The sequence below is a fragment of the Actinomadura rayongensis genome (assembly GCF_009831215.1).
Classification (GTDB): Bacteria; Actinomycetota; Actinomycetes; order Streptosporangiales; family Streptosporangiaceae; genus Spirillospora; species Spirillospora rayongensis.
In genome coordinates this window covers 1,008,255-1,032,099 of record NZ_WUTW01000002.1, presented here as the reverse complement: position 1 = coordinate 1,032,099, position 23,845 = coordinate 1,008,255, and the positions used below count along the sequence as shown (strand labels likewise).

Genomic DNA, 23,845 nt, shown 5'->3' with positions numbered 1-23,845 from the left:
CCGCGGTGCGGGAGACGGCGGACGGGCCGGTCGTCCTCGGGGTCGTGACGCTGCCGGGCGAGCGGTGCTCGGCGGCGCGGGCGCGCGCGTTCCTGCGCGACCTGCTGCCGCCCGACGACCCGGTCCTGGACGACCTGCTGACGGTCGGCAGCGAGACGGTCGGGAACGCGGTCGCGCACACCGCGTCCGGACGGCCGGGCGGCCGGGTCACGGTGGCGCTCACCGCGACCGCGCGCGGCTACCGGCTGGAGGTCGGCGACGACGGCGCGGACGGCGCGCGTCCGCACGTCCGGCCGGGCTCGGACGAGGACCTTGTGGACGATCCGCTCGCCGGAGCGGAGAACGGGCGCGGGATGCGGATCGTCGCGGCGCTCACGTCCGCGTGGGGCTACTGGGAGCGCGGCGACCGGACGGTCGTGTGGGCGGAGTTCGTCCCGGCCCGCGCGCGCGGTGGACGCCCGCGCGGGCCGGGACTGCGCACCGCCGGGGTCAGCGACCCCGGTTGAACTGCCGGACGGGCGTGCGGGGCAGGGTGCGCCGCGCGCCCGCCGACAACGCGGCGGTGCGGTGGTCGCGTGGGGTGCGACGGGCCTTTTTCTTGTCGTCCACTTCCGGCGGGGCCGAGAAGAGGACGGTCTCGGTATCGCGAATGCGCAAGGAGAGATCACCTCCGGGCAGGTTGAAAGACGGCCGCGAGGGGCCGTGAAAAGACCGGGGAAAGACGGGGAGCGGGCGCGCACGGGAGCGTGCGGCGGCTCGACCCGCGAGATCACAGAGAGAAGATCTTCATGTCCGGTAGCTTCCCCCGGCCCCGGGCGGACCGTCAACTTCTTTTTCGGCGGGCGCGCCGCGGAAAGCGCTCCGGTAAGCGCTCGGGGTCACGCCGAGTGCGGCGTGGAAATGGTTCCGCAGCGACACGGCCGTCCCGAATCCGGACGCGCGGGCGATCTGGTCCACCGGCAGAGCGGTGCTCTCCAGCAGGTGCCGGGCGCGTTCGACGCGTTGGCGCGTCAGCCATTCCCCGGCCGACAGTCCGGTCTCCTCGCGGAAGCGGCGGGTGAACGTCCGCACGCTCATCGCCGACCGCGCCGCAAGCTCGCGCAGCCCGATCGGACGGTCCAGCTCCGTCAGCGCCCACGCCCGCGCCGCCGCCGTGGACGCGTCGGCCTCGTCCGGCACCGGCCGCACCACGAACTGGGCCTGCCCGCCCGCGCGGTGCGGCGCGACGACGATCCTGCGCGCGGCGTCGTTGGCGACGGCCGCGCCGTGGTCGCGCCGGACGAGGTGCAGGCACAGGTCGATCCCGGCGGCCTCGCCGGCCGAGGTGAGCACGGTGTCCTCGTCCACGTAGAGCACGCCGTGGTCGACGTCCACGCCCGGATGCCGCGCGCGGAGCAGGTCGCCCGAGTGCCAGTGCGTGGTGGCGCGGCGCCCGTCGAGCAGGCCCGCCGCCGCGAGGACGAACGCGCCCGTGCAGACCGACGCGACGCGCGTGCCGTCGTCGGCGGCCTTCCGGACGGCGGCCGTCACCACCGGGTCCGGGCCGTCGGGGCGCTCGTCGTCGTCCTTGGCGGCCGGGACGACGACCGTGTCCGCGTCGGCCAGCGCGTCGAGTCCGTGCGGGGCGAACACGGTGAAGTCGGCGGACGTCCGGACCGGGCCGGGCGCGACCGCGGCCGTCAGGACGGTGTAGAGCGGCTGCCCGGACGCGTCGCGCGCCGCCTCGAACACCTGGTGGACGAGCCCGAGTTCCATCGGGAGCACGCCGTCCCTGATCACCACCGCCACTCGATGCGTCATGGCCCGATTCTTGCACTGATTGGCCATCGGGCCACTCACGGCCGTCCGTCCGGCCCGCGCACGATGGCGGGGACGGAAGGAGAACGATCATGCGCATCCTGTGGCTTTTCGCCCATCCCGAGCCGAAGTCCCTCAACGCCGCCCTGCGCGACGCGGGCCGCAAGGCGCTCGCCGACCTCGGGCACGAGCTGCGCGAGTCCGATCTGTACGCGATGGGGTGGAATCCGGTCGTCAGCGCGGCGGACTTCGGCGGTTCCGCCGATCGGCTCGCCGTCAGCCGCGACTCGGCCGCCGCGTACGCGTCCGGCGCGCTCGCCGCCGACATCCAGGAGGAACAGGACAAACTCCGGTGGGCGGACGCGGTCGTCGTCCAGTTCCCGCTGTGGTGGTTCGGCCCGCCCGCGATCCTGAAGGGCTGGTTCGACCGGGTGCTCGTGGAGGGCTTCGCGTACGGCGTGCCCGGCGCGGACGGCCGTCCGCTGCGCTACGGCGCCGGACCGCTGAGCGGAAAGCGCGCGTTCACGATCGTCTCGACGGGCTCGGCCGCGCCGGGCTTCACCCCGCGCGGCGTCCACGGCGCGCTGCGGGACGTCCTGTGGCCGCTGCTGCACGGCGTCTTCTTCTACACCGGCATGGACGTGCTGGCGCCGCTGGAGATCTCCGCCGCCAACCGAACCACGCCCGAGGACGCCGACCGGCACGCGGCGCGCCTGCGCGACCGGCTCGCCGGCCTGGCCGACGAGGCGCCGATCCCGTTCCGCGCCGAGCGCGCCGACTACGAGGGCCTGCTGCTACGCCCGGACGTCGCGCCCGGGCGCACCGGCCTCGACGCCCACCTGCGGTGACTACGACCGCGCGGCGCGCAACTCTTCCATCTCGTCCAGGACACGCTTGCGTTCCCGCTTGGACAGCCGGTCGATGTAGAGCTTCCCGTCCAGATGATCGGTCTCATGCTGGAGGCACCGCGCGAGAACTCCGGTCCCCTCCACCGTGACCGGCGCCCCCGTGACGTCGAAGCCGTGGCACGTCGCGCGGTCGGGCCGGGCGACGCGCGCGTGCGGCCCGGGCACCGACAGGCAGCCCTCCTCGCCGTCGTCCAGCCGCCGCGCGTCGCCCTCCGGCAGCACCAGCGTCGGATTCACGACGACGCCCTTCTGCGCCACGTCATCGCCATCAGGACAGTCATAAACGAAAACCCGCAGGTCAACACCGATCTGGTTGGCGGCGAGCCCCACGCCGTTCGCCTCGTACATGCTCGCGAACATGTCCTCGGTCAGCGCGGCGAGCGCGGCGTCGAACTCCGTCACCTCCCGGCACGGCCGGTGCAGAACGTCCGTCCCCACCAGCGTGATCGGTCGTGCACGCCCGCCCATCCGGCCCTCCTCGCCAAAAACCCGTCCCCCAAAGCGTATCGGCGGGTCAGGGCGTGGAGTCAAAGGTCACCCCTCGGGGGGACTTTCCTTCCGGGGGGCGCGGCTGCATGATCGGGGCCGGAGGCGATCGCATGGCGCTCGACGGTGTGGACTTCGGTGCGGATCCCGGCGCGGATCCGCACGGCCTGCTGGCCGCGGCGCGGGCGGCGGGGCGGGCCGTGCCCGTCCTGTTCCGCGGCGAGCCCGCGCGGCTCGTCGCGCGGTACGCGGACGTCGCGGCCGGGTTGGCGGCTCCGGAGCTGACCGCGCCGGACGCGCGTCCCGACGTCGGGCCGTACGCCGCGCCGCATCCGCTCGATCCGGTGCTCGCCGCGACGCCGCACGCGCTGGTCCGGTCGCTCGCGGACGGGCTCGTCGCGCATCTGGACGGCGCCGCCGATCTCGTCGCCGACTTCGCCGCCCGGTACCCGTCGCTGGTCGTCTCGCGGCTGCTCGGGCTGGGCGGGTCGGCGCTGCCGGAGCTGCGGTCGCTGGCCGCCGACCCGGCGGGCGCCGCGCGGTTCGCGCGGCGGCTCACCGGGCCGATCGCCGAGCGGCGCGGCGAGCCGCGCGACGACCTGCTGTCGCGGCTCGTCGCCACCGGCGCGGCGGACGAGGAGATCGTGGACTTCGTCCGGTTGCTGCTGCCCGTCGAGGCCGTCTGCCACGGCATCGGGAACCTGCTGCACGGCGTGCTGACGGCGCCGGACGGGTGGGCGCGGGTGCGCGCCGACGCCGCCTACCGGGCCGCCGCGCCGGGGGAGGCGCTGCGCTGGGAGCCGCCCGCGGCCGTCCGGCCGCGCCGGGCCGCCGGGCCGCTGACCTGGGGGGACGTGACGGTCGCGGCCGGTGATCTGGTCCTGCTGTCGCCCGCCGGGGCGAACCGTGACCCGGACGTGTTCCCCGACCCCGACCGGTTCGACCCGGATCGTCCGGCGACGTCCCCCGGCCTCGCCTTCCCCGAAGGCCCGCACGCCGACCTGGCCCGCGCGCAACTGGCCGCCGCCCTGGACGCCCTCGCCGCGCGGTTCACGAGCGTCGAGCTGGCCGTGCCGCCGGACGAGGTCGTCGTGTCGGGCACGCTCGTCCGGGGCCCGGAGTGGCTGCCCGTCAAGCTGGCCTAGGGCCCCGGCGGTTCGCCGCGCTCCTCCCCGGCGGACGTTCGACGGCAGCGGATCGCCGGGTCGGCGCGCGAGCATGTCGCCGATGTCGAAGGATCGCGTCGGCGTTACATCCGGCTCACCGTGGAGGGACGAGAAGGTCCAGGTCGGGGTGGGGGACTCCGGCGCGGCGCGCCAGCGCATCGCGGTCCAGACCGGACATCTCGATCGCCCGCGTCAGCATCGTCGGCCCCTCCAGCGGACGCGCCGGACCCGGCTCCCGGCGCCGCATCCCCTGCCGCGCCATCGCCGCCATCGCCGCGCGGTAGACGGGTTCGTGCATGACACCGAGCGTCCGCGCTCGGTACAGCAGTGCCGCGATGCTCACGCCCCAGCGGGCCTTCAGCACGGCGAGGCGGTCCCAGTCGGCGAACGCGGGCAGTTCGCCGGCGATCTCGTCGGCGGGCAGGAGGAACTCGGCCGCGAACCGCTGCGCCTGGTCCTCGACGATCTTCTCGCCGGGCTCGGCGTCCGCGTGCATGACGAGATGGCCCAGCTCGTGCGCGCCGTCGAACCGGTTGCGCCAGTAGTCGCCCTTGGCCGGGTTGAACAGCACCAGCGGACGCGGATGCGCTCCGACGCTGAACGCGTCCACCCGCTCGGCGACCGGCGGCAGCACCACGACGATCACGCCGGCCGCCTCCAGCAGCCGCACCACGTGCGGGACCGGTCCCGGGGACGGGCACAGCGCCGCGCGCGCCCGCCGCGCCGCGTCCGCCGGGCCCGGTCCGGCGATCTCGTCCGGCGGGACGGGACGTTCCGGCAGCGTCACCGGCGGGAACTCCACGACCTCCTCCAGCGCCGCCACGACGTCCGCCGCGATGCGGCCGTAGGCGAGGGCCTGGTCGCGCTCGATCTGCGTCGTCGCGCGCAGCGACCGGAAGTGCGCCGAGTCCAGCGCGCGCGGGGGGCCGGCCGCGCCGCCGAAGAACTCGGCCGGGACGCCGAGCGCCACCGCGAGCCGTGCCGGCACCGGGTCCGGGGGACACGCGATGCCCGCCTCGTAGCGGCCGATCGCGGCGGGCGTCGTGCCGACCGCCTGGGCGAGCTGGTTCTTGCGCAGGCCGCGCAGCCGCCGCGCCAGCGTCAGCCGTTCACCGTCGAACGGCCGGCGGGCGGCGGCGGGGCGGGACGTGGGAAAACGTTCGTTCACCAGGCCGTTTCGGTGCTCGTCGCGCGCCTTCGCCGCAGGACGACGTCCGCGGCGTCGTCCGTCCACAGCGGAAGGGTGGGCTCGACGAGCTTACGGCGCGGATCGGCGCCGAGCGACGCGTCGTCCAGCGCGCGGACCCAGTGCCACGCGCCGCCGCCGTCGTCGTTGAACCGGGGACGGCCCAGGTAGAGCTCCAGTTGCAGCGGCTCCTCCGTGGCGCTGTGGGCGAGGACGAGCGTGACGATCCCGGGCGTGTCGGCCGGGACGCCCGGGATCTCCAGGGCGAGCTGCGGGTCGTCGGCGAACTCCTGCCGGGCGACGGCCTGCTTGGTGCGGCTGTCGCGGTCCCAGCGGAGCGCGTTGACGGCCCCGAAGCGGTGTCGCTTCAACAGCACCCGGTACCGGCCGCAGCGCCAGCCCGGCGAGTTGTTGAGGTCGTCGCGGACGATCGGGCCCGGCTCGTCGTCGTCGATGCCGAACACGCGGTCGAGCCAGGACTCCAGCACGTCGAACGAGCTGGTCCCGAACGACCGCTCCTTGAACCCGGCGGACCTGCTCATGCCGCCGAACACGGCGAGCGTCGCCTCCCGATGGGCCTCCCGCGCGGCGTGCAGGAACCCGGCGGCGCGCAGCGTCGCCCACGCATCCCGCTTCTCGTCCATGCTCCGCAGCCTAAGCACCGGGTACGACATTTCCGGGGCGCGATCTGAGTACCTGAGCGGATGTCCGGGAGGTCCGGTCGGTCCGACGCTGGACGCATGTCGCTCCTCTGCCCGGGATGTCACGCGCCGCTGGCGTCCCCCACCGAGACCTGCCGCACGTGCGGGCTCGACCTCGGCCTGCCCGGCGCGGACGCCCTGTGGCGGATCGAGTACGCGCTCGCCGACCTCGTCCGGCAGCGCAACGGCCTCTTGACGACCCTCCACGCCCGCACGCACGCCGCCGCCCCCGGCGCACACGCGTCCGGTGGCTACGCACCGGGTGGCTACGCGCCCGGTGGGATGGCTCAGGGTGGGACGCGGCCCGAGGTGCCCCGGGTCGGGGTCCGCAACGTGCTGCTGGGACTCGGCGCGGTCACGTTGGGCATCGCGGCAGTGGTGTTCACCGCGCTGACGTGGGACGCCCTCGGGCTGTTCGGTCGGGCGGCGATCCTGTGCAGCCTGACGGGGATCGCGCTCGGGCTGGTGTGGCCGCTGGCGCGGCGGGGCCTCGCGGCGACGGCCGAGGCGGTCGCGTTCGTCGGCCTGGTGCTGCTCGGCGTCCTCGCGGCGACGGCCTACGGCTCGGACGTCGGCGGCCTGGGACATCTGCCGGTCGACCGATACGGCATCGGCGCGTCCGCCGTCATCGCCCTGCTCTGGACGGCCTACGCCCGCGTCGCACCCCTGCGGGCGACCGCGCCCACGGCCGTGGTCCTCGCGCAGATTCCCGCGCTGTTCGTCATCCTCGCGCTGGACGGCTCGTTCGTCGGTACGGTCACGACCCTGCTCGTCCTGTCCCTGGCGGACCTCGGGATCCGGACCGCGACCCGCAGCATCGCGCGGGGCGTCGCGACGGCGGCGGGCGCGTCCGCCGGGACGCTCGGGACGGCCGGCGCGCTCGCCGGCCTGCTCGTCGCCCTCGGCACCCCGTGGACCGACGCCGCCGGCGAGCACGCGGCGGTGATCGCCCTGGCGGGCCTCGTCGCGGCGGCCTGGGCCGTCCTGGTGGACCGCCGCGCGGCACTGGCGACCGGCGCTGCCCTCACGTCCCTGCTCACGGCCGTAGCGATCAACCCGCCGGGCGCCCCGGCGCGGCTGAACCCGCCGATCGCCTGGACACCCGTCGCCCTCCTGCTCGCCGCCATCGCGGTGGCATGCGCCGCCTTGATCTCCCACCGCTTCCGCAACACACACGCTGCGACGGACGGCACCACGCCGCCCTCGCCCCGCGCTTCCGCCGACGCGTTCGGTGGTGCGGGTGGACGTGGCTTGTTCGGTGGGCTGCCAGCGGGTGTGCGGTGGCTCATGGTCGGTGCGTTGGCGATGGGGGCCACAGGGCTGCCGTTCGCGCTCTACCTCGTGTTGGACGCCGCGGTACGGCCGCTGCGCGTTCTGGACGGTGGCGTGTGGCAGGGCGGTGACCTGTTCGCCACGTCCCTGACCGCAGGGCCGGTGACGTTCGTGATTCTCGCGGTCGTCGGGGCGCGGTTCCCGGCGGTCGCCGTCCCGGCGGTGGTGCTGGCCGCCGTCGGACTGCCGGGGACCGAACTCGGCCCGTTCGTAGCGGTGGCCGTGGCGGCCGGGCTCGCGGCGTGGGCCGTGCGGCGGGACGAGGCGCGCGTCGCGGCGGGGATCGGTGCCGTCGTACTCGGTGCGTGGACCGTGACGGCGTCGCTCGCCGGTGAGACGCGGACGGTCGGCGTTCTCGCGGCACTGACCGCAGCGGCGGCGGTCGTTGCGCTGGTGTCCGCCCCGCTGCGCCCGGCGGCGCAGGCGGTCGCGGTGCTGACGGCCGGAGGGTGCGCGGCGGCGCAGGGGCTCGCCGCGGGCCTTCCGGCGCACGGCGCGGCGTTCGCGGTCCTCGCGGCGGCGGCCGTGGGGACGGCGCTCGGCCGCGTCCCGGCCGAGATCGCCGCGGCCGCCACGGGCGCGGCGGCGCTCGCCATGACGGCGGACGACCCGGCGTGGCTGAGCTGCGCCCTCGCGACCGCCGGCGTCATCGCGACGGCGGCGGCGCTGCGTCCGTCCCGGCGCGACGCCGCGTACGCGGGCTCGGCGCTGCTGGCGCTGGCGTGGTGGGTGCGGCTCGGGGCGTCCGGCGTGACGGTCCCGGAGGCGTACACGGCGCCGGTCTCGCTCGCGCTGCTCGTCGTCGGGCACCTGCGGCGGCCGAAGCTGTCGTCCTGGGCCGCGTACGGCCCGGCGCTGGCCGGAACGCTCGTCCCGAGCCTGCTCGCCGCATGGTCCGGGGACGGCGCCGTCCGCCCCGCGCTCCTGGCCCTGGGCGCGACGGCGATCGTCCTCGCCGGGGCACGCCTCCGCCTCCAGGCCCCGCTGGCGCTCGGCGGCGCGATCCTCCTGCTGGACGCGCTCCGCTACCTGGCGCCGCTCCTCCAGGACCTGCCGGGCTGGATCCCGATCACGGTCGTGGGCCTGCTGCTGGTCGCCGTCGGTGCCACCTACGAACGCCGCCTCCGCGACCTGCGCCGCGCCCGCGCCGCCTTCGCCCGCCTCGGCTAGCGGGGGACGCGGCGGGCCACCTCGTCGGCCAGGCGGTCCAGGGAGCGGCGCAGCATGCGGTTGGTCCGGTCGACGGCGCGGGAGGCGCCGCGGGCCTCGGGGCGCTCGTCGCCGAGGAAGGACAGGTGGACGACGACCTCGCTCGCCCCGTCCGCCTGGTCGCTGACCTGGAGCCAGCCCGCGTAGTCGGGACGTTCGCGCAGACCCCACTCCAGGCGGAGCTGGTCGGGGACGCGGCGCAGGAGACCGGCGTGGGCGGCGTCCGCGCCGGTCTCGCGGCTGTGCGCCTCGACCAGGTCGTCGGCGATCTCGCGCGTCTCGATCTCCTCGGGCAGCCAGCCCAGCTCGGCGGCGACGTCGAACACGACCGCGCTGCCCGCCTGGATTCGGCGACTTTCCTCGTATTCCATACGGTTGCGCTACCCGAGCGCGCCGCGACGTTAACACCGCGTCGCGGGGGTAGGGGGCGGCGCATGAACGACAACCGCAGGACCGCCCGCGAGCTGGCCGAGGAACTGGCGAGCAATCCCGACGACCCCCGCTTCCGCAACCGCAGGCCCGGCATCCGCGCCACACGCCGCATCTCCCGCGAGGACGCCGACGCTGATACGGCCGGGATGGAAGGCGGCTTCGGCACGACCGGAGGCGGCAGCCCGGGAGGCAACGGCTTCGGTCGTACCCAGGGTCAAGCTGTGCCGGACACGCCGCCCGGCGACGAGCTGGGCGAGACGTCCACCGACGACGGCGACATTCCGCGCCCGTAATTCAGGGGTTGCGAATCGGCGCGGTGGGGCGTCACCATGATCCGCATGATCTCTGGAAAGGCGGACCGCGAAGTCCTCCGGTGAGCCCCGCTCACGACCGCCCGGCCGACCTGCTGGAGCAGGCGCTCGCCTTGCGCGACGACTGGCTGGGCCGCGCACTGTCCACGGAACCCGCCGACCGTCCCGCCGCCGAAGCGGCGATCACCGGCCTGTACCGGCTGGTCGGCGCCCCACCGCCCCGGTTCGTCTGGGTGCCGTCCCCCGGTGCCGCGATCGGGCACCTGGACGACGAGCGCATCGACGTCCGGAACCTCCCGCCGCGCGGAGAAGGCCCGCTGCCCGTCCGGCTCGCCGACCGGATGATGGAGCTGCGCCACCGGCTCCGGGGCCGTTTCACGCGGCGCATGTCGCTCGCCCCGCCCGGCACCGGGCGGCGTGAGGATCCGCGTGCGGCGCTGCGCCGGCGCGTCCCGCTCGACGACGTCCTCCATCCGGTGCTCGGCGAGGCCGTCCGCGCGACCGTCCACGAGAACGTCGGCGGGCCGCTGCGCGCCGAGTTCGCGCAGGCCGGGGGCGCGTTCACCTGGTACGGCCAGCACGATGCCGGGTGGCTGACGGCGTTCGACGTCCGGTGCCGCGTCGGGCTGCTGCGGACGTCGGACGCCGAGGACGCCGAACTCGGCCGCTGGGTCGCCGTCGCCCGCTCCTGCGGCTGGTGGTGGCCGAGGGACGGGACGTGCGTCGTCGCCGAACGCCCGGTCGAAGTCCACACCGAGCCCGTGCCGGGCTCCGCTCTCGGGGTCCGGCGCCTCCATCACGGCGACGGTCTCGCAGTGCGGTACTCCGACGGCTGGGGCGTCCACTCCTGGCACGGGACCCGCGTGCCCGACTGGGTGATGACCGATCCCACGCCCGAACGCATCAGGCAGACCGCCAACGTCGAGGTGCGCCGCTGCGCCATCGAACGCATCGGATGGGACGCCTATATCGACCAAGCGGGCCTGACGCTCGTCAACACGGCGTCCGATCCCGGCAACCCGGGTTGTGAGCTGCGGCTCTACAGCCTGCCGCCCTCGCTTCTCGCCGCGCCGGCGCGCGTGCTGCTCGCCGTCAACGGCTCCGTCGAACGGGACGGGCGCCGGCGCCGCTACGGACTCAGCGTCCCCGGTGACATCGACGACCCCGTCGCGGCGGCGGGCTGGTCGTACGGCCTCACCGCCGCCCAGTACGCGCGGCTCCAGCGCCGCACCTGAACCCCCGAGGTGATGCACATGAACCTGGCAGAACTCACCGCCCGCACCGGGCTCGACGTCCTCGACCACCTGGAGACGCAGGTGGCGATCCCCGTCCTGGACGGCCTCCAGGCGCAGGGCGACCTGCTCGTCATTCCGTTCGACATCGTTGCGGACGCGGTCATCCCGCCCTCCGACGACCGCTGGCGCCCCGTCCCGCGTGCGGGCATCGAGGTGCTGCGCGGGGCGGCCGGCGGTAACCCGCACACGCTGACGGCCGAGCACGGCACCTGCCGCTGGACGGACGACGCCGCCGATCGCGAACGCCTCACCCTCGGGATGCTGCGCGCGACCCGTCCCGTGTACCTGATCCATCCCGAGCACGGCGCGTCCGGCATCGCGCCCGGAACGTACGTGATCCGGCGGCAGCGCGAGCGCGCGATGGAGAACCGGCGGCGGCCCTTCTCCGTCGGCCCGGTCCGCTACATCGCCGACTGACGCGGCCCTCCCGGAAATGTCGGAGGCGCCTGGCAGGATGCGGGACGCCGACTGTCACCGTCGACGGGAGGGGCCGTCATGGACTTCGTCTGGCAGGACTTCTTCTGGACCACCACCCTGCGCGTCGCGGGGAAGGGCGGCTCGATCGTCCTGGACGGGATCGGGAACTCCGCCGACGCGCCGATCACGCTCGCCTACGCGCCCGAGGGCGGCCGGGACGACTCGCCGCTCACCCCGCAGGAGATCCGGACCGTCCGGGAGGCGATCGACGCGCTGCCGCGCATGTGGGAGGCCCTCCAGCCGGACCTGCTGACCGCGTACGAGGACGTCCGCGCCTACCCGCCGGGCGCGGGCGGCCTCCCCCCGCCCGACCCGGCGGCGGGCGTCCGGCCGCTGGTGGACCTGACGCACGTGACCGTCCATCCGCTCGCGCGCGACGGACGCCCGTACGTCGGGCTGGAGTTCGCCTGCCCGTGGGACGACGGGGACGGCGTCGGCGTCCTCATGAACGGCGACCGCGTCGTGGAGGTCGGTCCCGCCGACACGGCCGCGCTGCCGTGGCTCGCCCGGCACGACGCGGCGGGGTGACCGGTCAGGACGGCGGCGCGGGCAGGTCGCGCGCGGGGTCGGCCTCGGGGTCGTCGCGGTCGGGCTCCAGCCAGTCGTCGCGGTCGCCGCCCGGGACGAGCCAGCGCAGCAGCCGCCGCAGCGGCCCGGCGGGCCGGACGACGTCGTCCTCGCGTTCGGACACATTCCCCCCAAGGCGTCGGGACCGCCCGGCGGACGGCCCGGCGACAGCTTGCCCGATGGAAGGTTTCATCGACGTATGCCGCGCTACAACGGGATCCACTCGGAATCGGTGGTCACGTCGGCGAGCCGGTCCGGCCGGGGCGCGACGCCGATCCCGGGGCCCGTCGGGACGGTGAGGTGCCCGTCGTCCAGCACGAAAGGCTCGGTGATGTCCTCGGTGAAGTAGCGCGACGACGCCGACGTGTCGCCGGGCAGCGTGAAGCCGGGCAAAGCGGACAGGGCGAGGTTCGCGGCGCGCCCGATGCCCGTCTCCAACATGCCGCCGCACCAGACCGGCAGCCCGTGCGCGCGGCACAGGTCGTGGATCCGCCGCGCCTCCAGATAGCCGCCGACCCGGCCGGGCTTGACGTTGACGACCGCGCAGGAGCCGAGCGAGATCGCGGCGGCGGCGTGCGCGGCGGACTCGATGGCCTCGTCCAGGCAGAGCGGGGTGCGCAGCCGGCGGGCGAGGGCGGCGTGCTGGACGAGGTCGTCCTCGGCGAGCGGCTGTTCGATGAGCAGCAGGTCGAACGGGTCGAGGCGGGCGAGCAGCGGCGCGTCGGCGAGGGTGAACGCGGCGTTGGCGTCCACCTGGAGCAGCAGGTCGTCCCCGAACCGCTCCCGGACGGCCCGCACCGGCGCGACCTCCCAGCCCGGCTCGATCTTCAGCTTGACCCGGACGTAGCCCTCGGCGACGTACCCGGCGACGACGTCGAGCAGCGCGGGCACCGAGTCCATGATCCCGACGGAGACGCCGCACGGCACCCGGGACGCGGACGCGCCGAGGTAGGCGGCGAGGGACGTCCCGGCGGCGCGCAGTTCGGCGTCGAGCACGGCCGTCTCCAGCGCGGCCTTCGCCATCCGGTGGCCCTTGAACGGGAGCATCGCGCGCTCGGCGGCGTGGGCGTCGGCGATCCGGGGGAGCGCGGGGACGAGGAAGCGGCGCAGCACGTCCGCCGCGCCCTCCACGTACTCCGGCGAATAGAGCGGATCGGCCATCGCGACGCACTCGCCCCAGCCTTCGGCGTCGGAGGTGACGACGCGGACGAGCAGCACGTCCCGCGCGGTCTCGGTGCCGAACGACGTCCGGAACGGCAGGGCGAGCGGCAGCGCGACGCGGCGCAGCTCCACGCCCTCGATCTTCACCGGACCTCCCGCGAGGAGGGACGCTCCACAACATAGTGCGAACGGTGATGGATTCCCGCGACATGCCCGCCTTCGGCCAGCAGCCCGCCGAGCGTCTCGCGGAACATCCGCCGCCACGCGCGCGCGGCGAGCGGGTCGGTGCGGCGCAGCGCCTCGATGTCGTCGGGGATCGCGACGAGCATGACCGACGAGCCGTCCCGGCCGCGCGCGGGCAGCCCGACGCGCTCGCCGAGGACGACCGGCGTCCCGGGCGGCACCGGGCAGCCCGGCGGGCGACCGGCGACGGCGTCGGCGACGCGCGGGTCGCCGAGCGGCCACTCCACGAGCAGCCGGTCGGTCTCGTCGCCCCGGTTGATCGCGTCGCGCACCGGGCCGTAGAAGGACGGCAGGTACTCGGTCGCGCGCGCCCCGAGTTTCCCCAGGTTGAAGTAGGCGTTGCGACGGACGAGCGGGTCGAACGTCCAGGTGATCCGGGTCAGCCCGCGCTCCAGCGCCCACTCCCGCTGGTGGACTTTCAGCGCGAATCCGGCACCGGGCTCGATCGTCCCGGTGACGTGCGAGTGCAGCGTCGTGCCGGGCGGGTCCGCGAGGAACCCGGCGGACGCGCCGACGAGCCGTCCGTCCCGGTACGCGCCCGCGACGTAGTTGCCCGTGTGGGCGAGGGCCGCGAGCAGCTCGACGGGGGCGGGATCGCCGCCCGGATCGGGCTGCCAGATGGTCTCGAACAGGCGGCGGACGTCCGCGAACTCCGCCAGGCCGCGCAACATGCGCACTTCCACGCCGGTCACCCTCCCAGTGTGACCATGTGCGCTCCGTCAGCACGACACCGGGGTGCTGAGTAGCATGCACCGGTGGAGGCATGGGAGCCGGAGGTCTGGCGGGCGCGGGCGGCGGCCCACCGCGAGCGCGTCGAACGCTGGACCGTCCCCTACCTGCGGCGCCGGGAGCGCGGCGAGGCCCACCCCGTCGAGGACTTCCTCTTCACCTATTACTCGTACCGGCCGGGACGGCTCGTCCAGTGGCATCCGGGCGCGGACGTCGTCCTGCTCGGCGCGCGCGACTACGGCCGCGACTACCGCGACACCCCCGACGGCGCCGTCCTCGACACCGCCGCACTGCTGGAACGCCGCCGCGCCTCCGTGGAATGGATCGGCCGCCTGCTCGCCGCGACGGCGTCCCGCCCCGCCCACCTCGGCTGCTTCGGCCTGCACGAATGGGCGATGGTGTACCGAACGCCGCACGTCCGCCACGAGGCCTGGCCGCTGCGCCTGACCCCGGACGAGGTGGCCGCCGTGGTGGACGAACGCGGCGTGCGCTGCAGCCACTTCGACGCGTTCCGGTTCTTCACGGACGCGGCCCGTCCGCTCAACGTGCTCCAGCCGTCCCGCGACACCCAGTACGACCTGGAACAACCGGGCTGCCTGCACGCCAACATGGACCTCTACAAATGGGCGTACAAGCTGTCCCCGCTGATCCCGAGCGACCTCGTCGCGGACTGCTTCGCCCTCGCCCGCGACATCCGCGCCGTCGACATGCGCGCGAGCCCCTACGACCTCGCCGCCCTCGGCTACCCCCCGATCCGCATCGAGACCGCGTCCGGCCGCGCCGAGTACGCCGCCGAACAACGCGCCTTCACCGTCCGCGCCGCCCCCCTCCGCCAACGCCTCCAATCCGCCTGCGAAGCCCTGCTCAACTGAGGCGGGCGGCGCGGGCGGTGAGGTAGAGGCGTTCGGGGACGCTCGGGGTCAGGTCGGCGGCGCGGCGGTACTCGCGGATCGCGGCGGACGCGTCGCCGGACATCTCGTGCAGGTGCGCGCGGGCGGCGGCGAGGCGGTGGTTGTTCGGGAGGCGGTCGTCCAGGGTCGCCAGGAGGGCGAGGCCGGCGGACGGGCCGTGGGTCATCGCCGTCGCCACCGCGCGGTTCAGCGTGACGACCGGGTTGTCGGCCATGCGCTCCAGGACGTCGTAGAGGGCGAGGATCTGCGGCCAGTCGGTCGCGTCCGCGCTGGGTGCCTCGTCGTGGACCGCCGCTATCGCCGCCTGGACCTGGTAGGGACCGGGGGTGTTCCGGGGCAGGGTGCGGGTCAGCAGAGCGATGCCTTCGTCGATCGCCGCGCGGTCCCAGCGGGTGCGGTCCTGGTCGGCGAGCGGCACCGGGAGGCCGTCCGCGTCGGTGCGGGCGTCGCGGCGCGCGTCGGTGAGCAGCATCAGCGCGAGCAGGCCCGCCGCCTCGCCGTCGTCGGGCAGCAGGCGCGTGACGAGACGGGCCAGCCGGATCGCCTCGCGGGCCAGGTCGCGGCGTTGCAGCTCCACCCCGCCGGCCGTGTAGCCCTCGTTGAAGATCAGGTAGAGCACGTGCAGGACGGCCGCCAGCCGCGCCTCCCGCTCGGCGGGCTCGGGCAGCCGGAACGGGAGCCGCGACGCCGCGATGCGCGCCTTCGCCCGGCTGATCCGCTGCGCCATCGTCGCCTCCGGGACGAGGAACGCCCGCGCGATCTCCGCCGTCGTCAGGCCGCCGACCGACCGCAAAGTAAGAGCGATCGCCGACGGCGTCGTCAGCGACGGATGGCAGCACAGGAACAAAAGGACGAGCGTGTCGTCCCCCGCGACCGTCCCCGGCGGCGTCGCGGACCGGTCGGCGGCGGCCCGCTCCTCCCGCGCCCGCCGCGCCGCGTCCCCCCGGACCTGCTCCACGAGACGGCGGCTCGCGACCTGCACGAGCCAGCCGCGCGGGTTCGCCGGGACGCCCTCGCGCGGCCACTGGTCCAGCGCCGCGATCAGCGCCTCCTGCACCGCGTCCTCGGCCGCGCCGAAATCCCCGTACCGGCGGGTCAGCACGCCGACGACCTGCGGCGCGAGCGTGCGCAGCAGGTCGTCGGAGGCGAGGTCGCCCAGCGGGTCAGACCTCCGGCTCGGAGCCGATCGGACGGACCTCGATCGGCATGTTCAGCGGCTCGCCCTGCGGCCCGGGCGCGGCGGACGCGGCGGCGGCCAGCTCCAGCGCCCGCCGCTCGGTCTCCACGTCCACGATCCAGTAGCCCGCGAGCCACTCCTTGGTCTCGGGGAAGGGACCGTCGGTCACGACCGGCGCGCCGTCCGCCCCGGCCCGGACGATCCGGGCCGTCGCGGGCGAGGCGAGCCCCTGCGCGTCCACGAACTCGCCGTCGGCGACGAGCTTGGCGTTGTAGTCGCGCATGAACGCCACGTGCGCGCGCACCTCGTCCGCCGTCCACGACGCGATGTTCGGGAAGTCGGCACCGGCGGCGCTGTACTGCATGAGCATCATGTACTTCATATCGGGCTCCGTTCCCCGCGTCCCCCTGCGGGACGCTTTCACCCGGAGGTCGAAGCCGCCCGCCCCGTTCTCGACATCCGCCGCGAAAAAAATCTCAGGCGTTCTTGAGCAGGTCGTCCAGCATCGCGTCGTAGTGGTCCTCGGGACGTCCGAGGTCGATCCGGGCGCGGTAGCGCAGCCGCAGCAGCGCCTCCAGGCTGTCCTCGGCGAGCGCGGTCTCGTCCGCCGGGGCGCCCGCCGCCCGGACGGCCAGCACCACGTCGGCGCCGTTGGTCGCCCACTCGTGGCAGCCCGCCGTGTCGCCCTGCTCGTACAGCACCTCCGCCACCGCGCGGTACACCTCGGGGTCGCGCGGGGCGTCGGCGCGGATGTCGTCCACCAGCGCGCGGGCCTCGGGGATGCGGCCGAGCTTGAACAGCGCGTCGGCGAGGTAGGCGCGGGCGTCGCCGTAGGTCTCGCCGCCGTCCTCCAGCGCGGCGCGGTACAGCGCCGCCGCGGCCTCGTGGTCCCCCGCGTGCTGCCACTGCTCACCCGCGCGCAGCAGCACGTTGGCGCGCGACACCCCGCCGGACACCGCCTCGGCCAGCTCGGCCAGACGCCGTGCCGCCGCGATGTGATCGCCGGTGCGCAGGGTGTCGAACTCCAGATCGTCGAGATCGTCTTCCGTCACATGCGTCACGGTTCAACGCTACCCGCCGGTCGGCGACCGAAGCGGGCGAATTGCGTGATGATCGTGAATCGGCTACACGTCCGGGGGGCGACGAAGCCCTATCTGCGCGCGCGTTCGAGCGCGTCCCAGAATCCGCGCCGCAGGGCGTGTCGCACCTCGTCGTGCAGCAGGAAGTCGATCGGCAGCGACGACCCCTGGAGCAGCCGGGCCTCCAGGTCGGACGGCATGCGCGGCTTGCGGGCGAGCACCGCCTCCAGCCACAGCGCGGGCGCGTCGCGGGCGACGGACTCGCCGAAGTCCTGACCCTCCTGGTGCGCGGCCTTCACCGCGTCCGCGAGCGACGGCGCGGCCTGCTGGACGGGACGCGGCGCGATCTGCTGCGGCCCCGTGTACGGCCCGGGCTGCTGCGGCGGCGTCTGCGGCAGGTAGTTCGCCCCGCTGTTCTGCGGCGGCGCGGACGCCGGCGGCTGGTAGTTCGTTCCGCTGCTCTGCGGCGCGGCCGTCGGCGGCGTCGGGAACGGCGGCGGGGTCGCGGGCGGCGCGGGGAACGGCGGCGGCGTCGCGGCGGGCGGCGGCGTCAGCCCGGTCAGCCCGGACGCGCCGTACTCGGGCGCGGCCGACGCGTAGTCCCGCGCGACGTAGTCCTTGTCGCGCGCCGCGTACTCGGCGGCGGGCACCGGCTGCCCGGTGAGCGGCGTGGACGGCGGCGCGGACGACGCGCTGCGCGGCGCCGGGGCGAGCGCGGCGGGCGTGCCCGACCCGTTGGACGAGTGCGACGAGTGCCCGTTCGCCAGCGGCCCGGTCGACGCGTCGCCGCTGCTCAGCAGGTTCACGTACGGCCGTAGATGCCCCGAACCGATCTCGATGAGGTCGTCGCACTCCTGGCGCAGGCTGCGGGAGATCGTCCAGTTGCCGTCCACGGCGACGTGCAGGACCGTCACCCGGACGCCGAACTCCTGCGCGTCCGCGACGACCCGCGCGATGTCCTCGTCGCCGCTGACGACGACGGCGTCGGCGAGCGCGCCGTTGCGGGCCAGCGTCATGAGGTCGCGGTGGATCTCGGCGTCGACGCCCTCGCGCCGTCCGGGCCGGACCCTGCCGAGCCGCAGCTTGAGTCCGGGCAGGTCGGCGAGCGATTCGTGCTCGGGCGCGCGGCGTCCCTCGGCGGTCGCCTCGTACCAGTAGCAGCGCAGCAGCGGGCAGCCGGTGCGGTCGCGGGCGAGGCCGCCGAGCAGTTGCAGCAGACCGCCGAAGTCCCAGGACACGGCGTCGCGGTGTCGCGTTCCGTGCACCGCCATCGCGCCGTCGGCGAGGAGATAGCCGGCGTCCACGAACAGGGCGCAGCGATCCATGCGACACCGCCTTTCCTCAGCACGGACGGGCGTCAGTCAACCTCGTGAAGCCCAGGAGTCACGCAGGCCGTTACGGTGATTCGCCACTCTTTCACGACGATCGTCCGCGGCGCGACCCCCCGCACGCAGGTTTTCGCACGTCGTGGTGCGCGTCAGGTGCGCGTCGGTGCCGTGACGGTGACGACTCCCACGAGAACGGCGTCGCGTCCGGTGCTTAGGGTCAGGACCGGACGGTCGTTCAGGGTCGCCGAAAACCGATCCACGTCGACGCCGAAGGTGAGCCTCGTGCCGAGCGCGCCGGGGGTCGAGCCGTCAAGAACGTTGTTCGGTGAGCGGTCGCCGGTGAGCGGGGTGAGCGGGCGTCCGGCGAGGGAGAAGGCGTCGCCGGGGAGGTCCGCGTCGCCCTCCCACGCGATGAGCCCGATCGTCGCCGGGCGCGCCGCCGCGAGCAGCCCGTTCGGCCGGACGTCCAGCTTCGCGGCGGACTGCGGACCGAGCGCGGCCGTTCGGTCCAGGACCATCGCCTGCTGGAACGGCGCGTGCGCGTCGCGGACGACGACCACCAGAGCCCACCCGGCGTACTGCCCGAAGCCGGACTCCGCGGGAGCGTCCGCCCCCCACCAGACACCGCCGCCGTGCGCGCGGACCAGCGCGGTGACGTCGGCGAACGCCTGGTAGGCGGGACCGTTCGGCAGCTCCGCGGTGCCCGTCTCGGCGGCCCGGACGGTCGTGTACGCCGACGTCCCGGGCGCGCGGAGCCGCATCGTCGGCGCGCTCCCTGGGGACGTCGAGCCGGACCAGTACAGACCCGCCCACAGCACGTCGGACGGCGCGTCGAGGCGGGCGGCGCTGGACGTCCGGGTCGTCGGGTCGTCGTCGCGGTCGACCGGCCGCATCGAGTACAGGTCGTCGTCACGGTTCTCACCGCGCCGGTCCATGGCCTGGCGGCAGTCCGGACGGGCCTCGTCGCAGCCGAGCAGCGCGTTGCCGGTCTCGACCGTCCGCACGCGGCCCTCGGTGGCGAACCGCGCGGGCATCCCGTCGGCGGCGACGCCCTGCTCGGCGCGCGCGGACACGGCCGTCCCGCCGCCGCGCAGGGTGAGCCGCGCGGGCGTGCCGAGCGGGGCGTCGCGCGCGACCCGGACGTGCAGGTACGCCGACGTCGTCGTGCCCGCCGCGACCGGCGCGTGCGTGCAGACGACCCGCGCGGTGCCCTGCGGCCGGCACGCCCAGCCGCCGCCGGGGGCGCGGACGGGCGTGAACGCGAGCCCGAGCCGTCCGCTGCGGGCGCCCTCGAAGGCGACGCCGGGCGGGAGGTCCACGGCGGCGGTCAGGTCCTTGGTCGGGCCGCGTCCGTCGTTGCCGACCGTCATCGCGACGATGCCGGGACGGTCGCGGACGAGCGCGCCGACCGTCCCGATCCGCGCGGTGACGTGCGCGGGCGGCGTCGGGGACGGCGCCGGGGACGTGTTCGCGGCGGGCTCGGCGGGCGCGGGCTTCGCGGGCTTGGGCGCGGCGGCCGGGGGCTTGGCGGGCGGTGCGGCGGGGGGAGCGGCCGGGGGCGCCGCCGGTGGCGCGGCGGGCGGCGCGGCGACCTGGCGCGGCTGATCGGTCTGCGGACGTCCCGACGGGGACAGCGGCGTCGCGCCCGAGGCGAGCAGCAGCGCCAGCGCGGCGGCGGCAGCGGCGACGGCCGCCGCGACCCCGCCGCCGACCGCCTGCTGCTGCCGCTTGGGCAGCCGCCGGAACTTGGTGACGAGCCACAAGCCGCCCCAGCCGCCCTTCGCCAGGTACGCCAGGCCGGCGGCGCCGAGGATGATCGGCCCGAGGCCGTCGCGCAGCGCCGTGTTGACCTGCACCAGCTCGGCGTAGATCGCCGAGCAGCGGGCGCAGTCGCGCAGGTGGGCCTTGACGGTCTTGGTGTCGCGCTTGGCCAGGCCGTCCCGGACGTACGCGCCGAGCTTCTCCAGCACCGGACGGCACGCCTCGTCGGCGGGCGGCGGGTTCCCCGGCACGGGCGCGGCCGGATCGGCGAGGTGCATCTGCAAGTACGCCTGCCGCAGGCCCTCGCGGGCGCGGTAGGCGAGCGCGGCGACGCCGTTGGCCGTCAGCCCGAGCAGCGGTGCGACCTCGGCGGGCTTGGCGCCCTCGATCTCGGTGTGCCACAGGACGGCCCGCCACCGCTCCGGCAGCGACCGGTACGCCCGGACGATCATCGACCGCTCCAGCCCGTGCAGCGCCGGATCCTCGAACGGCAGGCCCGCGTCCAGGCGTTCCAGCTCGTCGGTGGCCTCGACGCGGCGCTCGTCGCGGTACCGGTCGTACACGGCGCGGCGCACGGACGTCAGCAGGTACGGCCGGAAGTCGGACTCGGGACCGCCGCCGCGCCCGATCGCGTCGAGGATGCGGGCGAAGGCGTCCTGGACGGCGTCCTCGGCGGCGTCCCCGTCGATGAGGTGCCGGGCCAGGCCGCGCGCCGCCGCGAGGTGCCGTTCGTACAGCGGCCCGTACGCGGCGAGGTCGCCGGCGCGGACGCGCGCGATCAGCGCCGCGTCGCTGGGCTCGGCGGGGGCCGGGCTCGGCGCGTTCTCGGCCACGGGGGTCTCCTTGCCGTTACTTCACCGGCGCATTGCCGGGCCTCCGGGGGATCGACCGCTCACTGTAGTTCCTTGACCACCCACTGTCGCAGTAAATGGTCGGGCAAACCGCCGTCATGAGACGCAGGCAACGCCGTGGGAGGGAGTGACGGCCGGGCGGACGAGGAGGAGGGCGACGGCGCGATGGTGCATCTCTGGGACGGGAGGCGCCCCGGGGAACGGCTGGTCCCGGGTCCGGGGGAGCTGCGCGAGCGGTGGCGCTGCCGGAGCGCGGAGACGGGCTGGGCGCTGACGGGCGACTGGTGGACGCCGGCGGTCGAGTCGGTCGTGTCGGCGGCGTGCGGCGAACCGGGCCTGGCGGCGGCGTGCAAGCGGCTCGGCGAGGCGCGCGGCCGGGCGGGCGTGGGCATCGGCGAGACGCTCGAAGACCTCGGCGCGCTGTTCGCCGAGCTGAACTGGCCGGACCCGCCGCTGTCCCTCGTCCGTTGCGCCGCCGAGGGCTGGGCGGACGGCGGCGCGCCCGAGCCCCCGGACGCCACCTGCGAGGACCCGCTCACCGGGCTGATGACCGCGTCCTACCTGCGCAGCCGTCTCACCGAGCTGTACCGGGAGGCGGGCGGCGCGCCGGACGGTCACGTCCTTCTCTTCGTCGACCTGCCCGCGGGCGACGAGCCCTGGCGCCGCCTGTCCCGCTCGCTCGTCGTGGCGCACGAACTGCGCGAGGTCTTCCGGCGCGGCGAGACGGTCGCCTTCACCGGCCCGTCGCGCGCGGCGGCCCTCGTCCCCGCAGGCCGCCGCGCCGAGGCGGACGCGGTGGTCCTGCGGCACCTCCTTGAGCAGGCGCTCGGCGAAAGCGACGAGGCCGAACTCTTCCACTCTCTCTTCGGGACGAACGGCTTCGGCGTCCGTCTCGTCCCGCTTCCCGAAGACCTGCGGTCGGCTCTGGCGCTGCTGGAGCCGTCCGCTTCCTGAGCCGTCCGTCCGGCCGCTGGGGCGCGGCCGGACGGACGGCCACCGGGCGCGTCCGTCCCGAGGAGGGGGCGGGACGGACGCGCCCGCGCTCATCTCCCCGCGCGGCCTTCCCCCCGCGCGGGGCACGCTTTACGGGGTGAGGGTCACGCGGGCGGTCGTCGTGAGGCGGTCGGGGGCTGCGGGGGAGTCCCAGCGGACGCGGGCCGTGCGGCCGTCCAGTTCGACGGTCGCGATCGCGTTCTCGAACCACGGGCCGTCGGTCAGACGCCAGCGGATCGGCGGCGTGGGGACGCGGGCTAGGCGGGCCAGCGCGCGGGGGCCGTTGCCGAGGACGCGCGAGATCCCCAGCCGTTGGGCGAAGCGGAACTTGGCGGGGAGCGGGTTGCGCAGCGGGGAGCAGACGAGCTGCGCGATCTGCGACGTCGTGTCGGGGGACGTCACGCGCGCCACGTAGGAGTAGTGGACGTCGCCGGACAGGAACGCGATGCTCGCGGGCGCCGGGCCCCGTTCGCCGCGCGCGACGGCCAGGACGTCCCGGGCGACTTCCCGGAACGACGTTCCGAATGCAGCCCAGTGCTCAAGGTCGGCCGCCTGGCGCAGCTTCTCGGCGAAGCGGGCCCCGGCGCGCCCCCAGGCGCCGTCGGCCAGCGCCTCGTTCCACGCCTCGGCGTGGTGGATGCCCGGGGCGAGCAGGTAGGGGAGCGAGCTGGCGATCAGGAGATGGTCCACGCCGCCCTGGAGCTGACTGTCGAGCCAGGCGAACTCCTCGTCGTCCAGCATGCCGCGCCGGTCCTCGGTGAGGAGGCGGGAGCAGCGGCTGTCCACGACGACGAGCCGCGTCCCGCCCCACTCGTGCGCGTAGCTCCACCGCATCGTGACGGGTTCGGCGTCGGCGCGCTCGGCGAAGGCGTCCAGGATCGCGCCGCCGTCGCCGCCGTCCTTGGACGCGTCGCGGACGGCCGCGAGCACCGGGTCGGCCGCGCGCTCGTCCGGCGCCAGGTTCCCGAGGTGCTGGTAGACCCAGTAGGAGCCGATGCCGCCGACGATCCGGTCCCGCCACCACGGCAGCTCGGCCATCTGGCGCCGCCAGGCCAGCGAGGTGTTCCAGTCGTCGCGGATGTCGTGGTCGTCGAAGATCGCGAACGTCGGGACGGTCGACAGCACCCACCGCACCGCCGCGTCCTCGCACCACGCGAGCTTGTACAGATGGGTGTAGTCCTCGTAGTCGGCGATCTCGTCCTTCGGCTCGGCGTCGGGGCCGCGCCGGGCGTGGACGAACGCGCGCATCTCGTCGCTCAGCTCGTCCGCGTACACCTGGTCGCCGACCATGAGAACGGCGTCGGGCCACTCGGCGTCCGGCTCGGCGAGCCGATGCGCGAGCGCGGTCAGCGCGTCCAGCCCGTGGACGCGGCGCGGATCGGGCGAACGCCGGCACGACCCGAACGAAAGCCGCAGCGACCCAGACGTATCCAGAGTGCGCAGCGAGGGCGCAGGAAACGGCGACCCGTCCTCGGGCCAAACGCGCTCACCGTCGATCAGCACTTCATAGGGCACGCGCGCGCCCGCCGAAAGCCCGACGACGTCCACGAGCGCGTAGTGGTGGCCATGAACGGTGAACGTCGCCGCCGTCGCGGCGGCTTCACCCGCCCGGACGGCCACCTCGGCGGGACGCGCGGTCTCCACCCAGAGCGTCGCGGTGTGTTCGCCGACATGACGGAGCAGGGGGCCGAGCACCAGTGCGGTCATGCCGCTTCTCTAGCGGATCCCCGCCGATTCGTCCACGC

At 75.1% G+C, this 23,845-nt stretch carries 25 protein-coding genes; 10 read left to right on the top strand and 15 right to left on the bottom strand.

What is annotated here, in order from left to right:
- Positions 1-5: 5 nt before the first annotated feature.
- Positions 6-506: an ATP-binding protein gene (locus GQ466_RS14035; RefSeq protein ID WP_161103290.1), complete on the top strand. Its 501-nt coding sequence runs from the start codon at positions 6-8 to the stop codon at positions 504-506.
- Here the strand turns inward: GQ466_RS14035 and GQ466_RS14030 are convergent.
- Positions 490-657 carry a hypothetical protein gene (locus tag GQ466_RS14030; RefSeq protein ID WP_161103289.1) on the bottom strand — a complete coding sequence of 56 codons (168 nt, stop codon included), beginning with the start codon at positions 655-657 and terminating at the stop codon, positions 490-492. The two genes, GQ466_RS14035 and GQ466_RS14030, sit on opposite strands and share 17 nt — an antisense overlap.
- Positions 658-786: 129 nt before the next feature.
- Positions 787-1,800 (bottom strand): GlxA family transcriptional regulator, encoded by a 1,014-nt coding sequence (locus tag GQ466_RS14025; RefSeq protein WP_237417868.1) that lies wholly within the window; start codon positions 1,798-1,800, stop codon positions 787-789.
- Between the two features lie 89 nt (positions 1,801-1,889).
- Here GQ466_RS14025 and GQ466_RS14020 point away from each other — a divergent pair, with 89 nt between their 5' ends.
- Positions 1,890-2,645, top strand: coding sequence for an NAD(P)H-dependent oxidoreductase (locus tag GQ466_RS14020; RefSeq protein WP_161103287.1), 756 nt, complete (start codon positions 1,890-1,892; stop codon positions 2,643-2,645).
- Here GQ466_RS14020 and def read toward each other — a convergent pair whose 3' ends face one another.
- Positions 2,646-3,173 carry a peptide deformylase gene (def, locus tag GQ466_RS14015; RefSeq protein ID WP_161103286.1) on the bottom strand — a complete coding sequence of 176 codons (528 nt, stop codon included), beginning with the start codon at positions 3,171-3,173 and terminating at the stop codon, positions 2,646-2,648.
- Between the two features lie 131 nt (positions 3,174-3,304).
- Here def and GQ466_RS14010 point away from each other — a divergent pair, with 131 nt between their 5' ends.
- Positions 3,305-4,336, top strand: coding sequence for a cytochrome P450 (locus GQ466_RS14010; protein ID WP_161103285.1), 1,032 nt, complete (start codon positions 3,305-3,307; stop codon positions 4,334-4,336).
- Between the two features lie 115 nt (positions 4,337-4,451).
- Here the strand turns inward: GQ466_RS14010 and GQ466_RS14005 are convergent, their stop codons facing one another.
- A complete protein-coding gene (locus GQ466_RS14005) occupies positions 4,452-5,525 on the bottom strand; it encodes an ImmA/IrrE family metallo-endopeptidase (RefSeq protein ID WP_161103284.1) in 1,074 nt (357 codons plus the stop codon).
- Positions 5,522-6,187 carry a hypothetical protein gene (locus GQ466_RS14000; RefSeq protein ID WP_161103283.1) on the bottom strand — a complete coding sequence of 222 codons (666 nt, stop codon included), beginning with the start codon at positions 6,185-6,187 and terminating at the stop codon, positions 5,522-5,524. The genes GQ466_RS14005 and GQ466_RS14000 overlap by 4 nt, the downstream gene beginning before the upstream one ends.
- A gap of 96 nt (positions 6,188-6,283) precedes the next feature.
- On the opposite strand from GQ466_RS14000, the gene GQ466_RS13995 reads away from it, so the two are divergent.
- Positions 6,284-8,746 carry a DUF2157 domain-containing protein gene (locus GQ466_RS13995; RefSeq protein ID WP_161103282.1) on the top strand — a complete coding sequence of 821 codons (2,463 nt, stop codon included), beginning with the start codon at positions 6,284-6,286 and terminating at the stop codon, positions 8,744-8,746.
- On the opposite strand, the gene GQ466_RS13990 is transcribed toward GQ466_RS13995, so the two are convergent.
- The gene (locus GQ466_RS13990; RefSeq protein ID WP_161103281.1) at positions 8,743-9,156 is read right to left on the bottom strand and encodes a hypothetical protein; all 414 of its coding nucleotides are present in this window, start codon (positions 9,154-9,156) and stop codon (positions 8,743-8,745) included. The two genes, GQ466_RS13995 and GQ466_RS13990, sit on opposite strands and share 4 nt — an antisense overlap.
- A gap of 63 nt (positions 9,157-9,219) precedes the next feature.
- On the opposite strand from GQ466_RS13990, the gene GQ466_RS13985 reads away from it, so the two are divergent.
- The 4 genes from GQ466_RS13985 to GQ466_RS13970 all read left to right on the top strand — a co-directional run bounded on the left by GQ466_RS13985 (position 9,220) and on the right by GQ466_RS13970 (position 11,828).
- Positions 9,220-9,510 carry a hypothetical protein gene (locus GQ466_RS13985; protein WP_161103280.1) on the top strand — a complete coding sequence of 97 codons (291 nt, stop codon included), beginning with the start codon at positions 9,220-9,222 and terminating at the stop codon, positions 9,508-9,510.
- 80 nt (positions 9,511-9,590) lie between these two features.
- Complete coding sequence (locus GQ466_RS13980) at positions 9,591-10,763, top strand: DUF6745 domain-containing protein (RefSeq protein WP_202420424.1); 1,173 nt, start codon at positions 9,591-9,593, stop codon at positions 10,761-10,763.
- 18 nt (positions 10,764-10,781) lie between these two features.
- Positions 10,782-11,240 (top strand): hypothetical protein, encoded by a 459-nt coding sequence (locus tag GQ466_RS13975; protein WP_237417867.1) that lies wholly within the window; start codon positions 10,782-10,784, stop codon positions 11,238-11,240.
- Between the two features lie 78 nt (positions 11,241-11,318).
- Positions 11,319-11,828 (top strand): DUF6985 domain-containing protein, encoded by a 510-nt coding sequence (locus GQ466_RS13970; protein ID WP_161103278.1) that lies wholly within the window; start codon positions 11,319-11,321, stop codon positions 11,826-11,828.
- Positions 11,829-11,832: 4 nt separating this feature from the next.
- On the opposite strand, the gene GQ466_RS13965 is transcribed toward GQ466_RS13970, so the two are convergent.
- From GQ466_RS13965 to GQ466_RS13955, 3 genes are all read right to left on the bottom strand, one after another.
- On the bottom strand, positions 11,833-11,991 hold the full coding sequence (locus tag GQ466_RS13965) for a hypothetical protein (RefSeq protein WP_161103277.1): 159 nt from the start codon (positions 11,989-11,991) through the stop codon (positions 11,833-11,835).
- A gap of 83 nt (positions 11,992-12,074) precedes the next feature.
- On the bottom strand, positions 12,075-13,175 hold the full coding sequence (menC, locus tag GQ466_RS13960; RefSeq protein WP_161103276.1) for an o-succinylbenzoate synthase: 1,101 nt from the start codon (positions 13,173-13,175) through the stop codon (positions 12,075-12,077).
- Positions 13,172-13,963, bottom strand: a complete 792-nt coding sequence (locus GQ466_RS13955) for a GNAT family N-acetyltransferase (RefSeq protein WP_337193458.1) — start codon at positions 13,961-13,963, stop codon at positions 13,172-13,174. The genes menC and GQ466_RS13955 overlap by 4 nt, the downstream gene beginning before the upstream one ends.
- A 63-nt stretch (positions 13,964-14,026) precedes the next feature.
- Here GQ466_RS13955 and GQ466_RS13950 point away from each other — a divergent pair, with 63 nt between their 5' ends.
- The gene (locus tag GQ466_RS13950; protein WP_161103275.1) at positions 14,027-14,872 is read left to right on the top strand and encodes a 3-methyladenine DNA glycosylase; all 846 of its coding nucleotides are present in this window, start codon (positions 14,027-14,029) and stop codon (positions 14,870-14,872) included.
- Here GQ466_RS13950 and GQ466_RS13945 read toward each other — a convergent pair.
- The 5 genes from GQ466_RS13945 to GQ466_RS13925 form a co-directional block, all read right to left on the bottom strand.
- Positions 14,865-16,043 carry an RNA polymerase sigma factor gene (locus tag GQ466_RS13945; RefSeq protein WP_474078563.1) on the bottom strand — a complete coding sequence of 393 codons (1,179 nt, stop codon included), beginning with the start codon at positions 16,041-16,043 and terminating at the stop codon, positions 14,865-14,867. The two genes, GQ466_RS13950 and GQ466_RS13945, sit on opposite strands and share 8 nt — an antisense overlap.
- Positions 16,044-16,074: 31 nt before the next feature.
- The gene (locus tag GQ466_RS13940; protein ID WP_161103274.1) at positions 16,075-16,470 is read right to left on the bottom strand and encodes a YciI family protein; all 396 of its coding nucleotides are present in this window, start codon (positions 16,468-16,470) and stop codon (positions 16,075-16,077) included.
- Positions 16,471-16,564: 94 nt separating this feature from the next.
- Positions 16,565-17,149, bottom strand: a complete 585-nt coding sequence (locus tag GQ466_RS13935; RefSeq protein WP_235828242.1) for a tetratricopeptide repeat protein — start codon at positions 17,147-17,149, stop codon at positions 16,565-16,567.
- An 89-nt stretch (positions 17,150-17,238) separates the two neighbouring features.
- Positions 17,239-18,492, bottom strand: coding sequence for an NYN domain-containing protein (locus GQ466_RS13930; RefSeq protein WP_161103273.1), 1,254 nt, complete (start codon positions 18,490-18,492; stop codon positions 17,239-17,241).
- Between the two features lie 152 nt (positions 18,493-18,644).
- The gene (locus tag GQ466_RS13925; RefSeq protein WP_161103272.1) at positions 18,645-21,089 is read right to left on the bottom strand and encodes a sigma-70 family RNA polymerase sigma factor; all 2,445 of its coding nucleotides are present in this window, start codon (positions 21,087-21,089) and stop codon (positions 18,645-18,647) included.
- A gap of 135 nt (positions 21,090-21,224) precedes the next feature.
- Between GQ466_RS13925 and GQ466_RS13920 the strand changes: the two genes are divergently transcribed.
- A complete protein-coding gene (locus GQ466_RS13920) occupies positions 21,225-22,061 on the top strand; it encodes a nucleotidyl cyclase domain-containing protein (protein ID WP_161103271.1) in 837 nt (278 codons plus the stop codon).
- Between the two features lie 129 nt (positions 22,062-22,190).
- Here the strand turns inward: GQ466_RS13920 and GQ466_RS13915 are convergent, their stop codons facing one another.
- Complete coding sequence (locus GQ466_RS13915; RefSeq protein WP_161103270.1) at positions 22,191-23,807, bottom strand: DUF7800 domain-containing protein; 1,617 nt, start codon at positions 23,805-23,807, stop codon at positions 22,191-22,193.
- Between the last annotated feature and the right edge of the window lie 38 nt (positions 23,808-23,845).